The organism is Amycolatopsis sp. NPDC052450 (genome assembly GCF_044547565.1).
In the GTDB taxonomy this organism is placed as follows: Bacteria; Actinomycetota; Actinomycetes; order Mycobacteriales; family Pseudonocardiaceae; genus Amycolatopsis.
The window spans coordinates 204,479-217,535 of sequence record NZ_JBIUAQ010000011.1; the positions used below are offsets into that span (position 1 = coordinate 204,479).

The following is a 13,057-nucleotide window of genomic DNA, read 5'->3' on the forward strand; positions in this document are numbered from 1 at the left end:
CTGTCCCGCCACCCCAAACCCACTGGCGCCCCGCCGCGCCCCCCCCCCCCGCCCCCCCCCCCACGGCCGGACCCACGGCCGCGAGCGAATCCCCGCGACCCGGCACCTTTGCGCTACCCCTGGATAACCCTTCGGCATGCCGATGCGGCACTAGAGCGTGTCCCGGCGGCCGTCCGACGATGGGAATCGTCAATCACGGCCTGCTGAAAAGGGGCACCATGCTGCCGTTGATCACTCGTACGGAACTGCTCTCCGGAATGGAGACCGGATCGGTGATCGTGGTCGACACGATGCCGGTCGCCTATTTCGAAAAGGAGCATCTTCCCGAAGCTCGCAACATTCCGGGGTTCCCGTACGAACAGGCGGCCGAATTCACCGACCGCCTGGCACCGGCGGTGCTCCCGGACAAGACCGCCGCGATCGTCGTCTATTGCGCGAACACGCCGTGCCGCAACAGTGAATTCGTCGGACGGCGCCTGCTGGAACTCGGGTACACGAACGTCCGCAAGTACCGCGAAGGCATCGAAGACTGGGTCTCGAACGGTTTGCCGACCGCGTCTTCGTCCTGAGTGGACTCCTCACAGCCAAGGAGATCGTCTTGTCCAAGCTCAAACGATTCGTCTGTGTGCTGGCCGGCGTGCTGGCGCTCATCACCGGCTTCGGCAACGGCGTGGCTTCGGCCGCACCGACCGCCGAGAACGTGATGACGGTGACTTCGGCCAATTACGCCGAGGTCATGAACATCTCGCGGCAGAAGCTGGTCATCATGGACTTCGGCGCCACCTGGTGCCCGCCGTGCCGCCAGATGAAGCCGGTGATCGAACGGCTCGCCGGTGAATACGGCGGCCGGTTCCTGCTGGGCGAGGTCGACGTCGACCAGAGCCGCGACCTGTCCACCCGGTACAACATCCGCTACCTCCCGACGCTGGTCGGTGTCCGCAACGCCGCCGAACTGCCGTCGTCGCGGAACATCGGCTACCCGGGCGAAGCGCGGTTGCGTGCCTGGATCGACGCTCAGCTGGCGAAGGGCTGACCGATGACGTCGGAGAGAAACGCTTCGACGGCACCGAGGTAGGTCTCCGGCGCTTCGTCGTGCACCACGTGCCCGGCGCCTTGGACGACGATGTGCCGTCCGAGGCCGCCGGGTACGCGGGCGGCCAGTTCGGCCTGCTGGCCGTGCGGCATCGCGGTCCGTTCGCCTTCGATCGCGAGCAGCGGGCATTTCACGCGTTCGACGAACTCCCAGAAATCGCGCCGTCCCCATTCCGCCGCGATCTCGTACAGGTCCGAGAGTGACGCGATCAGGTGGTAGCCGTCCTCCCGTTCCTCGACGCATTCGATGAAGTAGTCGCCGGTGTCGCCGAAGAACTCGCGCACGTGGGCCAGCGACCGGAACGGGACCGGCCACGACTCGAAGTACCCGCGCCAGGTGTCCACGGTCCGGCCGCGCTGATCCGGCGCGAAATCCTCGCAGACCACGGCGCGGACGAGGCCGGGATGGATCGCCGCGGTGACCCAGGCGTGCAGGCCGCCCATCGAATGCCCGATCAGGACCGCGGGCTCGTCGAAGGTCCGCAGCACCGCGGCGACGTCGTCGGCGAACCGCTCGGTGCGCCATGGCCCGCCGCGCGGCCCGCGTCCGTGACCACGCGCGTCGAGGCCGTGGACACGCCCGTACGGTTCGAGCCTTCGCGCGACCCGCCACCACGTCGTCGCCCTGCCCATGAGCCCGTGCAGCAGGACGATCGGCGGCCCGTCGCCGCCGAAAGTGATCAACCCGTCGCGCTGGATCACCACTAAGCTCCCCTCCATGCGCAGCCGTGTCCCCGCCGCCGGCCTGATCCTGGGGCTGGTCTGCGCCCTGATTATCGGCTGTACCGCCGATCCTCCGCCTGCCACACCCCCGCCGCCGCCCCCGATGAACCCGGCTCCCGGCGCTTCGGGCGCGGGCGACCCGTACTACCCGATGGACGGCAACGGCGGTTACGACGCGGCCGAATACCAGGTCGGGATCACTTACGACCCCGCGAAAGGGCGTCTCGACGGCGACACCACGGTGATCGCGAAAGCGACCCAAGACCTCAATCGGTACAACTTGGACTTACGCGGCTTGACGGTCCAATCCGTTGAAGTGGAGGGGAAACCGGCGAAGTTCGCCCGCGAGGGCGAATTCGAACTGGTGGTGACCCCCGCCGAGCCGATCCGGAACGGGACCACCTTCCGCACGAAGATCCTCTACGGCGGCGACCCGTCGGCGACCCCCAAGGCCGGTGGCAGCGAGAACGGCTGGCAGAAGTCGAAGGACGGCGGCGCGTTCATCGTCGGCGAGCCGCATTCGGCGTCGTTCTGGTATCCCGTCAACGAAACCCCGCGCGACAAGGCCATGTTCACCCTCACCGCGCGGGTGCCGGACGGCTGGACCGTCATCTCGAACGGGCGCGAGATCCAGAAGACCTCGGCGAACGGCTGGAGCACGACGTCCTGGCAGGAACGCACACCCGTGGCGGCCTACCTGACCACGGTGGCGATCGACAAGTTCACCGTCGACCGGATGGCGCTCGCGGACGGGACACCGGTGGTCAACGCGTACGCGCCGGGTGCCGAAGACCGGCGCGACGCCGGCAGGCGGCTGCCGGAGATCATCGGCTTCCTGAGCTCGAAGTTCGGGCCGTACCCGGTGGACGCGGCGGGCGGCATCTATCTCGACGAGGACATCCACTTCTCGCTGGAGACCCAGACCAGGCCCACCTACGCGAAATGGGCCGACCTGATCACCGTGGTGCACGAAACCGCACACCAGTGGTTCGGCGATTCGGTGACGCTGAATTCGTGGTCCGACATCTGCCTCAACGAATGCCTCGCCTCGTACGCGCAATGGCTGTGGCAGGAATCGCGGGACAACGAGAACCTGGACGACCGTTATCGCGCCTCACTCGAGATCATGGGCGGCAGCAAGGACTTCTGGGCGTCGAAACTGGTCGATATGGGAGCCGGGCAGGAGTTCCACGGCGTCTACGACAAGGGGATCCTCGCCATCCACGCGCTGCGGCGGAAGATCGGCGAAGGAGCGTTCGCGCGGCTGCTGAAGGAGTGGCCGGCGGCGTACCGGAACGCCAACGCGTCCTGGGCGGATTTCGAGGCGTTCACGATCAAGCTTTCGGAGCAGGACCTGCGGCCCTTCTTCGACTCCTGGTTCCACGGCACGACGATCCCGCCGGACGCCGAACTGCTGCCGGGCACCCTGCGAGGCTGACGCCACGCAATTCGTCACCTACTTGCGGCCGGGCACTCTCGCAAGTAGGTGACGAATTGCGGGGGGCGGTCAGGCGCCGGGGTAGTCCGGCAGGTCGATGCCGTTCACGACGTCCCGCATCTTCCGCGAAGCCAGCGCGGCGAACGGCTTGAGCCGCATCACCCGCATCGCCAGGTAGCGCATCCGCAGTGCCGTCCGCGACTTCGCGAAGATCGACTCCGCGTTGGCCCGCCCCATCTCCTGCGTCTTCTCGACGAACTCGCGCATGACCGCTTCGTAGCGTTTGAGCCCGGTGTCGAGGCCCGCGGCGAGTTCCCCGGCGAGGACGTACGCGCCGACGAACGCCAGGCTCGTGCCCTGCCCGGAGAGCGGTGAAGGGCAGAACGCGGCGTCACCCAGCAACCCGATCCGGCCGTGCGACCAGGAGTCCATGATCACCTGGGCGCACGAGTCGAAGTAGAAGTCGGGAGCCTTGTCCATCTGTTCCAGCAGCCAGGGCGCTTCCCACGCCATTCCGGTGGCGAACTCGCGCACCAGCGCCTTCTGCGCCTCGACGTCGCGATAGTCGTAGTCCACCTTCTCCGACGCGAACCCGAAGTAGGCCATCGCCTCGTCGCCGTCGCGGATGCCGCGGATCCCGGCGGACCGGCCGACGTCGTCGTAGCCGATCGCCCAGTTCCGCAGGCCGAGCCGGTTCGGCACGGTGAAGAACGCCAGGTACGAGCCAAGATGCCGGACGAACCGGGACTCCTCGCCGAAGGCCAGCGCCCGCACTCCCGAATGCAGCCCGTCGGCCCCGATGACCAGGTCGAACGTCCTCCGCGACCCGACGGCGAAGGTGACGTCGACGCCGTCGGGTCGCTCGTCCAGCGCGGTGATCCGGTCGCCGAAGACGTACTCCGTCTTTTCCTTGGTCGCCTCGTACAGGACTTCGGTCAGGTCGCCGCGCAGGATCTCGATCTCGGCGATGACGCCGTCGCCGTCGAAGTCGTCGGCGCGGAGAGTCGCCTTCGTGCGGTTCTTCCCGTCGACGAGCGTCTCGCCCTTCGTGTCCGTGCACGCCGCGCGGACGCGTTCGTCCAGGCCCATCCGGCGGACGACTTCTTTGGCCGTTCCGCGCAGGTCGACGGCCTGGCCGCCGGGGCGCAGCGTCGGCGCGCGCTCCACGACGGTCACCGAGAAGCCGTACCGGGTGAGCCAGAAGGCCAACGCCGGTCCGGCGACACTCGCTCCGGAGATGAGGATCTTGGTGTCAGCCATTCTTGGGAAGGTCCCACGCATCACATCGCGGCGCAAAAGAGTTTCGTCGTAGGCTGGCGGCATGGCTGTCGTGAAGATCAACGCGATCGAGGTACCCGAAGGCGCAGGCCCCGAGCTGGAGAAGCGGTTCGCCGCGCGGCTGCACGCTGTCGACAACCAGCCGGGCTTTCTCGGCTTCGAGCTGCTCCGCCCGGTCTCCGGCGAGTCGCGCTACTTCGTCTACACCAAGTGGGAGTCCGAAGAGGCGTACCAGGCGTGGGCGTCCGGCCCGGCGCGTGAGGCGCACGCGGGTGAGCGCGCGAAGCCGGTCTCCAGCGGCGCGAATCTGCTGGAATTCGAGGTCGTCCAGGCTTCGAAGCCGGGTGAGTGAGCTCGAACGAGCCGCGGAACTGATCGACGGCGCCGGCGCGCTGCTCGTCTGCGCCGGTGCCGGGATGGGTGTCGACTCCGGCCTGCCCGATTTCCGGGGTGACGAGGGTTTCTGGAAGGCGTATCCGCCGTACGAGCGGCTGGGCATCAGCTTCGTCGAGCTCGCCGACCCGCGGCATTTCGCCGAGGATCCCGAGCTGGCCTGGGGTTTTTACGGGCACCGGCTCGCGCTGTACCGCGCCACCGTCCCGCACGACGGCTTCGGTCTCCTGCGGTCCTGGGGAGCGGCCAAACCCGGCGGCACCCGCGTCTTCACGTCCAATGTGGACGGACAGTTCCAGAAGGCGGGCTTCCCGCACGTCGCCGAAGCGCACGGGTCCATCCACCACTTGCAGTGTCTCGCCAAATGCACCGGCGAGATCTGGCCCGCCGAAGACATCGAAGTCCCGATCGACGAAGACACGATGCGCGCGCTGGAGCCGTTGCCGTCCTGCCCGCGCTGCGGTGGCCTTGCCCGGCCCAACATCCTGATGTTCGGCGACTACGACTGGCTCGGCCGACGCAGCCAGGCCCAGCTCGACGAGCTGACCGCGTGGCGTCGCGCGCATCGCGACCTCGTGGTGGTGGAACTCGGCGCCGGACAGGCCGTGCCGACGGTGCGGCGCTATGCGGAACTGGCCAGCGCCGCGACCGGCGCCCTGATCCGGATCAACCCGCGCGAGCCGCAGGTCCGGCACGGTCGCGGCGTCTCGCTCGCGAGCAACGGCCTCGAAACGCTCAGGGAACTGGACGCGCTGCTCAGCTAGGCCGGATCCACAGGTCGCGGTCGCCCTTCAGCAGCACCCGCCCGTCATCGAGGGTCGCCGCGGCGACGAGCCGATCCGCCGGGCAGCCCAGCTCTCCCCGCTGCCAGCCGCCGCCCGAAACCCAGACCACCGCACACGACCGGTTCGAGGTCTGGGACTGATCCCACTCGGTGCGGTCGCCGAACAGCACCGCTTCGCCCGCCTTGTCGACCGTCCCGCCGAGGATCCGGCCGTCCCCGAGGGAAACGGTCTCCCAGGCGCCGGGCGCACCCGTCACGACCAGCGCCCCGGCCGCGGAACCCCCGGCCAGCAGCCATTTCCCGCCGGTGCGGAGCACCGTGGAAAACCAGAGATCGCTTCCCCGCACATGAACCGGCGACACCGTCCAGGTCTCGCCCGCGTCGCCGGAGGCCCACACCCGTACGTCCGCGCCGAGGGAGCCGGCCACGAGGACCTGATCGCCCTCGGCCGCGATCGCGGTCGGCGCCCAGTGCCCCGGCCGGTCCCGCGGCAGGACGATCTCGCGCACGCTGCGGCCTTCGTCCCCGGACACCCACGCGATCGGCTCGGACCGCTCTTCACCGGGGAACTCCCGGACTCCGACCCCGACCACGTTCCCGCCCGCGCGGGCCAGCGCCACCGGCCGCCTGCCGGGACCCGGCCGGAACAGCCGCTCGATCTCGGCGGGGGGCTCCAGGACGCCGAGGGACCGCGCCTCACCCGGCCGGGCGGCGAAGCCCAGCGCGCTTCGCGCGGCGCTCGGCGGCAGGTTCCCCGGGACGCAGGCCGCCACCAGCGACAGCGCGAGCACGCCCCAGAGCTTCCTCATGAGCGGGAAGCCTGCCAGCGGAAGGTCACTTTCCGGGCAGTACGACCTCGGCGTAGACCGCGTCGTGATCGCTGCCGGGCGTCTCCAGCACCTTGAAGTCCGCGATGGCCGTCCGCTTGTCCGCCAGCACGTGGTCGATCGGCACCGGCGGCACCATCCCGTTCGTCCAGGTGCCCTGCAACGCCTTCCCCAGCTGATCGGCCGCGTCCACGTATCCCCTGGTCAGCAGCTCGCGGAAGAGCGAGTGGTCGAAGCTGGCGTTGAAGTCGCCCGCCAGGATCCGGATGTCGTGCTCGGCGTCGGCGTACGGCAGGTCCTTGGCCTCGTCGACCCACGCGTGCCTGTCCCACATCGGCGCCGACGGGTGCACCGCGACGACCTCGATCCGCACACCTTCGCCGAGGTCCACGCTCGCGCTGGGCTGCTTGTCGTCCGAATCGCCGCTCAGTTTCAACGGCGTGAGCGGGTACTTCGACACGAGCCCGGAGCCGTACGCCCACTCGGCCGGGTGCAGCACGTGGTACGGCAGCAGGTCGAAGAGCCCGGCCCGTTCGAGGCCGGTGATCGACTCGGGCGTCATCTCGGTCAGGCTCAGGACGTCGACCTGGTGTTCCTTCACGTAGCCGACGATCACGGCCGGATCCGCCTGGCCGCCGAGCAGGTTCGACGCCAGTACGCGGACGTGCTTCCCGCCGAGCGCCTTCTGCTCGTTCGCGAACGCGCGAGGCAGCACCATCGACGCGATCGTGCAGGTCAGCACGAGCGCGACGACCGCGGTCCACCAGCGGCGAAACCCCAGCGCCAGGATCCCGAGCACCAGCGTCGCGATGCCGGCGTACGGCGTCAGCGCGAGCGCCGCGATCGTGTAGGTGTTGCCGTCGTAGCCCACCAGCCGCAGTGCCGTCAGCACCGCGAACGGCACGATCGCCGCGATGAGCAGCCCGCCGGCCAGCTTCCGCCCGGTACCCCGGCGCGCCGGTCGGACCACCCGTTCTTCGATCACCATGACGTCGAGTATGCCGATCATCGGCATCGTGGCGGCGGTCTCCACAACACCTCCACAACCTCCTCACGCCGCGTCTACCAGCGCGTATCAGGTCCTGTCAGGTCCTGCCAGCGCTTTGTGCGCGCTCTGCCAGGCCCGGCGTGCACCTTTGTCCACGGGCGAGATCCACAGGAGGAAACGATGACTCACGCGATCAGGGCCGAGGGCCTGGTCAAACACTATGGGGAGACGAAGGCGCTCGACGGGGTCGATCTGGAGGTCCCGGCGGGCAAGGTGGTCGGGGTGCTGGGGCCGAACGGCGCGGGGAAGACGACCGCCGTCCGGATCCTGGCCACCTTGATCCGGCCGGACCGCGGCCACGCGAGCGTCTTCGGCCACGACGTCGTCAAGAACCCGATGGCGGTCCGGAGCATGATCGGGCTGACCGGGCAGTACGCGTCGGTCGACGAGGACCTTTCCGGTACGGAGAACCTCGTGCTGATCGGCAGGCTGCTGGAGTTCTCGAGGGCGGACGCGAAGAAGCGCGCGGCCGAGCTGCTGGAGCGGTTCGAGCTGACCGGCGCCGCCGGGCGCGCGATCAAGACCTACTCGGGCGGGATGCGGCGGCGGCTCGACCTCGCCGCGAGCCTGGTCGGCCGTCCCAAGGTGCTGTACCTGGACGAGCCGACCACCGGACTCGACCCGCACGCCCGCAACGAGGTCTGGGCCGTGGTCCGGACGCTGGTCGCGGACGGCACGACGGTGCTGCTCACCACGCAGTACCTGGAGGAGGCCGATCAGCTGGCCGACACGATCACCGTGTTCGACCACGGGCAGGTCGTGGCGAACGGGCGGGCCGACGAGCTCAAGCGGCGGACCGGCGGCCAGACGCTGCAGGTCCGGCCGAGCGCGCTCGCCGACCTCGACGCCGTCGAGCGCATCCTGGCCGGGCTCACCGGCACCCGGCCGAACCGGGACGACGACACCGGGCTGCTCACCGCGCCCGTCGCCGACCCCGTCCTGCTGTCCACCTTGGTCCGCAAGCTGGACGAGGCCGGGATCACCGCGGACGAGCTGGCGCTGCGGCTGCCCAGCCTCGACGAGGTGTTCCTCGCGCTGACCGGCAAGAAGACCGACGGGTCCACAAAGGACACCACTCCGGAAGGGAGCCTGGTATGACGACCATCGCGATGCCCGCACCACCGCGGCACGTTTCCCCGTCGAGCAGCGTGCGGCACGGGCTTTCCCTTGCCTGGCGCGGGATCCTGAAGATCCGCAAGAACCCGGAACAGCTGGCCGACGTCACCATCGCGCCGATCATCTTCCTGGTCATGTTCGTCTACCTGTTCGGTGGCGCGATCATGGGCAGTACGGAGAGCTACCTCCAGAACATCGTGCCCGGCATCATGGTGTTCAACATCCTGCAGGCCAGCATGACCGTCGGCGTCCAGCTGAACACCGACGTCACCAAGGGCGTGTTCGACCGGTTCCGGGCCATGCCGATCGCGCGGTCCGCGCCGCTGATCGGCGCCGTACTGGCCGACATCGTGCGGTACCTGGTGTGCCTGGTCGTGCTGATGGTCGTCGCGACGATCATGGGCTACCGGATCCAGACCGGACCGGCCGAGTTCGCGCTGGCGATCGTGCTCGTCATCGCGTTCGCGCTGGCGTTCTGCTGGGCTTCGGTGTTCGTCGGGATGCTGGTGAAGAGCCCCGGCGCGGTGCAGGGCCTGATGTTCGTGGTGCTGATGCCGCTAACCTTCGGCAGCAATGTGTTCGTGGGGACGAGCACCATGCCCGGCTGGCTGAAGGCGTGGGCCGACATCAGCCCGGTGACGCAGATGTCCGACGTGCTGCGCGGGCTGATGAACGGCGGTCCGGTCGCCGGTCCGCTGACCGGGGCGCTGATCTGGATGGCGGCCGCGATCGCGGTCTTCTTCCCGCTCGCCACGTGGGCTTACCGGAAGCGCGTCTGACGGGGGTCAGGGGGAACGCGCGCGGGTCGTGAGTGGCGTTTCGGGTCAGGGCCAAGGGTGTCTTAGGTACCTATGTGGGTTCCGGCTGCGGTTGCTCTCAGGCTCGAGTCCGTGAAGGCCTCCTTGAGGGACTCTGGGTCCCTCAAGGAGGCCTTCACGGACTCGATGATCGCCGCGTTCGCCCCACGTGCACCAGCGGTCACAGCGGCTGCGCGTGAAGGACTTCCAGTCAGACGCTTGCGTGAGTGGTCACGGTCCGTGGGGACATAAGAGCTCGACACCGGACCGCCGGAAGCACTGAACGAGCCGCCCACTCATCCTCGCGTCTCGTGAGTGGTGAGGACTGCTAGAACCCGAAACGTCACTCACGACCCGTTTCGGCGGTTATACAGGCCACCAGGTCCGGACGCGACAGACCGGCGTCCTGGACGAGGAGCTCTTCGTAATGCTCCTCGCCGAAATGCTCGCGAAGGTCGTCGACGAGCTGCCGGATGCCGGGCTCCCCGAGGTCCAGCCTGCCGCGCAGCAGTTTCGCCGCGCCGAGCAGCCGGACAGCCGCCTCCGGCCGCCCCTGCCGGAACCGGATCAGGCCGCAAACCTCGACGATCCGGCCGAGATCGGGCATGTCGCCGCGTTCCGCGGTGGACTTGACGACGATCGCGGCACCGCGCTCGGCACCATCCAGATCTCCGGCGGCCAGCGCGATCTCCGTGTCGATGTACCCGCCGTACTCGTCGCCGAACATGCCCGGCATCGACACCGTCGCCATCAGCTCCCGGAACCGGACGCCGACCGCGCGCGCCTCGTCGATCCGTCCGGCGCGGCAGAGCAGGTCGGCCTTCCCCACCAGCACCATCACCGCGAGCTGGTCGTTGCCCGTGTCGATCGCGTAGCGCTCCGCGTCGCGCATCTCGCGCATCGCCGTGTCGAGGTCACCGGCCCGCGCGTACTCCGTCGCGAGCCTCCAGCGCTGCTGGATCACGTCGTCCTGCGACCCCAGTTCGAGTGCGAGGTCGAGGCCTCGCCGGTACAGCGCGAGCGCGGCGTCGTGATCGCCCGACATCGAGATATCGCTCGCCTTCATGCCCACGGCCATCGCGGTGCCCCAGCGGTCGCCCACGGCCGTGAACCCTTCGTAGGCCCTGTCCCTGGCCCTGTCCGCGCGCTCGGGGTCGCCGTCGTCGGCGAGGATGAAGCTGTACGCCCACGACCCGGCCGACCTGGCCCACGGATCCGGGCTCGCCATCGCCCTCTCGACCTCGCGATGCGCGAGTTCCTTGTTCTGGCTGAAGAAGGCCAGCATCGGCAGGCAGATGGCCAGCCCGGCGAACCGGGTGTGCGCGTTCGTCCGCACGCAGTCCTCGATGAGTTCACGCACGGCTTCGCGGTCGCCGGCTCCCGGCACCATCGAGGTGATCTCGCCCATCGCCCGGAACGCGGCGGCGAAGTCCTCCTCCAGCCGGTCGCCGAAAGCGAGCACTTCGGCGACGAAGGACTCGACCCGCTCGCTGTCGCCCTTGACCAGCCAGTACCAGAAGGTGTTGCCGAACAGGCGCGTCGCCATTTCCGCGTCGCCGGCGTCGATAGACTGGCGAAGCGCCGTCACGATGTTGCCGTGTTCCGCGTCGTAGCGGGAGATGGCGACGAGCTGATCCGCCGTCCGCAGCATCGGTTCCAGCCGCTCGGTGAGCTGGGCGTAGTAGCGGTGATAAGCCTTCGTGAGCTGCTCTCGCTCTTCGGCCTCGTCAAGCCGCTCCGCCGCGTACGCCCGGATGGTCTCCAGCATGCGGTACCGCGGCTCGCCGTGATCGCCGGTCACCGCGTCCACAATGGACTTCTCGACGAGCGATCCGAGAACGTACAGGACGTCTTCGGCGGCCAGGCCGTCTCCGGCGCAGACACCTTCGACCGCTTCGACCTCGGCACCCGCCCCGAAGACCGAAAGCCGCCTGGCGAGCACGCGCTCGGCGTCGTCGAGCAGATCCCAGCTCCACTCGACGACGGCACGCAGCGTGCGCTGCCTCGGCAACGCCGTCCGGCTGCCCGAGGTCAGCAGGCGGAACCGGTCGTCGAGACGCTGCGAGATCTGCGCGACGGTCATCGACCGCAGCCGCGCGGCGGCCAGTTCCAGTGCCAGCGGCATGCCGTCGAGCCGACGGCAGATCTGCGCGACGGCGTCCACAGTGGACTCGTCGAGGAGGAAGTCCGGGCGCACGGCCACCGCCCTGTCGACGAACAGCCGGATCGCACCCGCCTCGGCCGCCTGCGGGACGGTCGGCGTCCCTTCCGGGACGGACAGGGGGCCGAGCGGGCACAGCGTCTCGCCGTCGATGGCCAGCGCCTCGCGGCTCGTCGCGAGGATGCGCAGCGTCGGCACGCGGCGCAGCAGGGTGTTCGCCAGCTCCGCGGCAGCGTCGACCAGATGCTCGCAGTTGTCCAGCACCAGCACCGACTCGCCGGCACCGAGTGTCTCCACGACCCTGGCCAGCGCGTCCGCCGGACGCCGCATCGGATCGCCGCCGTGCGAAAGGCCGAGATCCCACAGCTCCAGCGCGGCGAAGACCGCGCCGGGCAGGTCGCCGGGGTCGCGGACACCGGCGAGCGGCACGAACCAGACACGTCCGCGCGCGTGCGCCGGATGCCGCGTCGCGACCTCGGTGGCCAGCCGTGTCTTCCCGGCACCACCGGACCCGACGAGCGTCACCAGCCGCGCCCCCGCGAGGAGCTCGGCGACCAGCTTCAACTCGTCGTCACGGCCGACGAAACTGGTCAGCCGGACCGGGAGATGATCGGCGGCCGCGGGCGCCGGGCCGAGCTCACCGCGCAACGCGGCGAGATGGATCTCCTGGAGTTCGGCCGACGGGTCGACGCCGAGCTGGTCGGCCAGCGCCGCGCGGACCTCCTCGTAGACGGCGAGGGCGTCGGACTGCCGGTCCGCCGCGCACAACGCCCGGATCCACAGCCCGGCGAGCCGTTCGCGCAGCGGATTCCGCGCGGCCGCCTCCTTCAGATCCGCCAGCACCCGCCCGTGCCCACCGAGCCGGATCTCCGCTTCGAAGCGATCTTCGACGGCTTCGAGCCGCAGATCCTCCAGCCTGGTCGCCGGTGCCTGCGCGAAAGGGGCTTCGAGCACGTCGGACAGCGCTTGACCACGCCAGAGCCCGAGCGCTTCGGCGAGGACCGCGGCCGCACCGGCGTCCCGGCCCGCCGCCAGCTCCGCGCGGCCCTCCGCCGCCAGCCGTTCGAAACGGAACACGTCGACGTCCTCGCGGGCGACGTCCAGCCGGTAACCACCGGGGCCGGAGTCGAGGGCGACGCCATCGGCACGCAGGACCTTGCGCAACCGCGAGACCAGCGACTGCAACGCGTTCGCCGCGTCGGCGGGCGGTTCCGCGCCCCAGAGACCGTCGATGAGGGCCGTCGCCGGAACCGCGCGGCCGGCGTCCAGCGCGAGCCTGGCCAGGAGCATGCGGAGGCGGGCACCGCCGATGTCGACCGGGGTGCCGTCACCGGCCTCCGCTCCGACCGGGCCCAACAGCGTCACACGCACGACCCCAGCTTTCCAGAAGCCGCAACCAG

12 protein-coding genes are annotated in these 13,057 nt (G+C 69.4%); 7 read left to right on the plus strand and 5 right to left on the minus strand.

The features are described from left to right. Positions 1–218: 218 nt before the first annotated feature. Entirely contained in the window at positions 219–569 is a 351-nt protein-coding gene (locus tag ACIHAO_RS20645) for a rhodanese-like domain-containing protein (protein ID WP_125791596.1), read from the plus strand. A gap of 29 nt (positions 570–598) precedes the next feature. Continuing rightward, positions 599–1,033, plus strand: coding sequence for a co-chaperone YbbN (locus ACIHAO_RS20650; RefSeq protein ID WP_125791224.1), 435 nt, complete (start codon positions 599–601; stop codon positions 1,031–1,033). On the opposite strand, the gene ACIHAO_RS20655 is transcribed toward ACIHAO_RS20650, so the two are convergent. Next, entirely contained in the window at positions 1,015–1,812 is a 798-nt protein-coding gene (locus ACIHAO_RS20655) for an alpha/beta fold hydrolase (RefSeq protein ID WP_396560079.1), read from the minus strand. The two genes, ACIHAO_RS20650 and ACIHAO_RS20655, sit on opposite strands and share 19 nt — an antisense overlap. Between ACIHAO_RS20655 and ACIHAO_RS20660 the strand changes: the two genes are divergently transcribed. Then, the gene (locus ACIHAO_RS20660; RefSeq protein WP_396560081.1) at positions 1,811–3,253 is read left to right on the plus strand and encodes a M1 family metallopeptidase; all 1,443 of its coding nucleotides are present in this window, start codon (positions 1,811–1,813) and stop codon (positions 3,251–3,253) included. The two genes, ACIHAO_RS20655 and ACIHAO_RS20660, sit on opposite strands and share 2 nt — an antisense overlap. Positions 3,254–3,322: 69 nt before the next feature. Here the strand turns inward: ACIHAO_RS20660 and ACIHAO_RS20665 are convergent, their stop codons facing one another. Continuing rightward, a complete protein-coding gene (locus ACIHAO_RS20665; protein WP_396560083.1) occupies positions 3,323–4,513 on the minus strand; it encodes an FAD-dependent monooxygenase in 1,191 nt (396 codons plus the stop codon). A 61-nt stretch (positions 4,514–4,574) separates the two neighbouring features. On the opposite strand from ACIHAO_RS20665, the gene ACIHAO_RS20670 reads away from it, so the two are divergent. Further along, positions 4,575–4,883: an antibiotic biosynthesis monooxygenase gene (locus tag ACIHAO_RS20670; protein ID WP_005165349.1), complete on the plus strand. Its 309-nt coding sequence runs from the start codon at positions 4,575–4,577 to the stop codon at positions 4,881–4,883. After that, entirely contained in the window at positions 4,876–5,688 is an 813-nt protein-coding gene (locus ACIHAO_RS20675) for an SIR2 family NAD-dependent protein deacylase (RefSeq protein WP_396560085.1), read from the plus strand. Before ACIHAO_RS20670 ends, ACIHAO_RS20675 begins: the two co-directional genes overlap by 8 nt. Here the strand turns inward: ACIHAO_RS20675 and ACIHAO_RS20680 are convergent. Continuing rightward, the gene (locus tag ACIHAO_RS20680) at positions 5,681–6,517 is read right to left on the minus strand and encodes a hypothetical protein (RefSeq protein ID WP_396560087.1); all 837 of its coding nucleotides are present in this window, start codon (positions 6,515–6,517) and stop codon (positions 5,681–5,683) included. The genes ACIHAO_RS20675 and ACIHAO_RS20680 overlap by 8 nt on opposite strands. Before the next feature lie 25 nt (positions 6,518–6,542). Next, complete coding sequence (locus tag ACIHAO_RS20685) at positions 6,543–7,568, minus strand: endonuclease/exonuclease/phosphatase family protein (RefSeq protein ID WP_396560089.1); 1,026 nt, start codon at positions 7,566–7,568, stop codon at positions 6,543–6,545. 135 nt (positions 7,569–7,703) lie between these two features. Here ACIHAO_RS20685 and ACIHAO_RS20690 point away from each other — a divergent pair, with 135 nt between their 5' ends. Together ACIHAO_RS20690 and ACIHAO_RS20695 are read left to right on the plus strand one after the other, a co-directional pair. Continuing rightward, entirely contained in the window at positions 7,704–8,681 is a 978-nt protein-coding gene (locus tag ACIHAO_RS20690; protein ID WP_396560091.1) for an ATP-binding cassette domain-containing protein, read from the plus strand. Further along, positions 8,678–9,478 (plus strand): ABC transporter permease, encoded by an 801-nt coding sequence (locus tag ACIHAO_RS20695; RefSeq protein ID WP_396560093.1) that lies wholly within the window; start codon positions 8,678–8,680, stop codon positions 9,476–9,478. The genes ACIHAO_RS20690 and ACIHAO_RS20695 overlap by 4 nt, the downstream gene beginning before the upstream one ends. A 361-nt stretch (positions 9,479–9,839) precedes the next feature. On the opposite strand, the gene ACIHAO_RS20700 is transcribed toward ACIHAO_RS20695, so the two are convergent. Beyond that, on the minus strand, positions 9,840–13,028 hold the full coding sequence (locus tag ACIHAO_RS20700; RefSeq protein ID WP_396560095.1) for a BTAD domain-containing putative transcriptional regulator: 3,189 nt from the start codon (positions 13,026–13,028) through the stop codon (positions 9,840–9,842). Positions 13,029–13,057 lie beyond the last annotated feature (29 nt).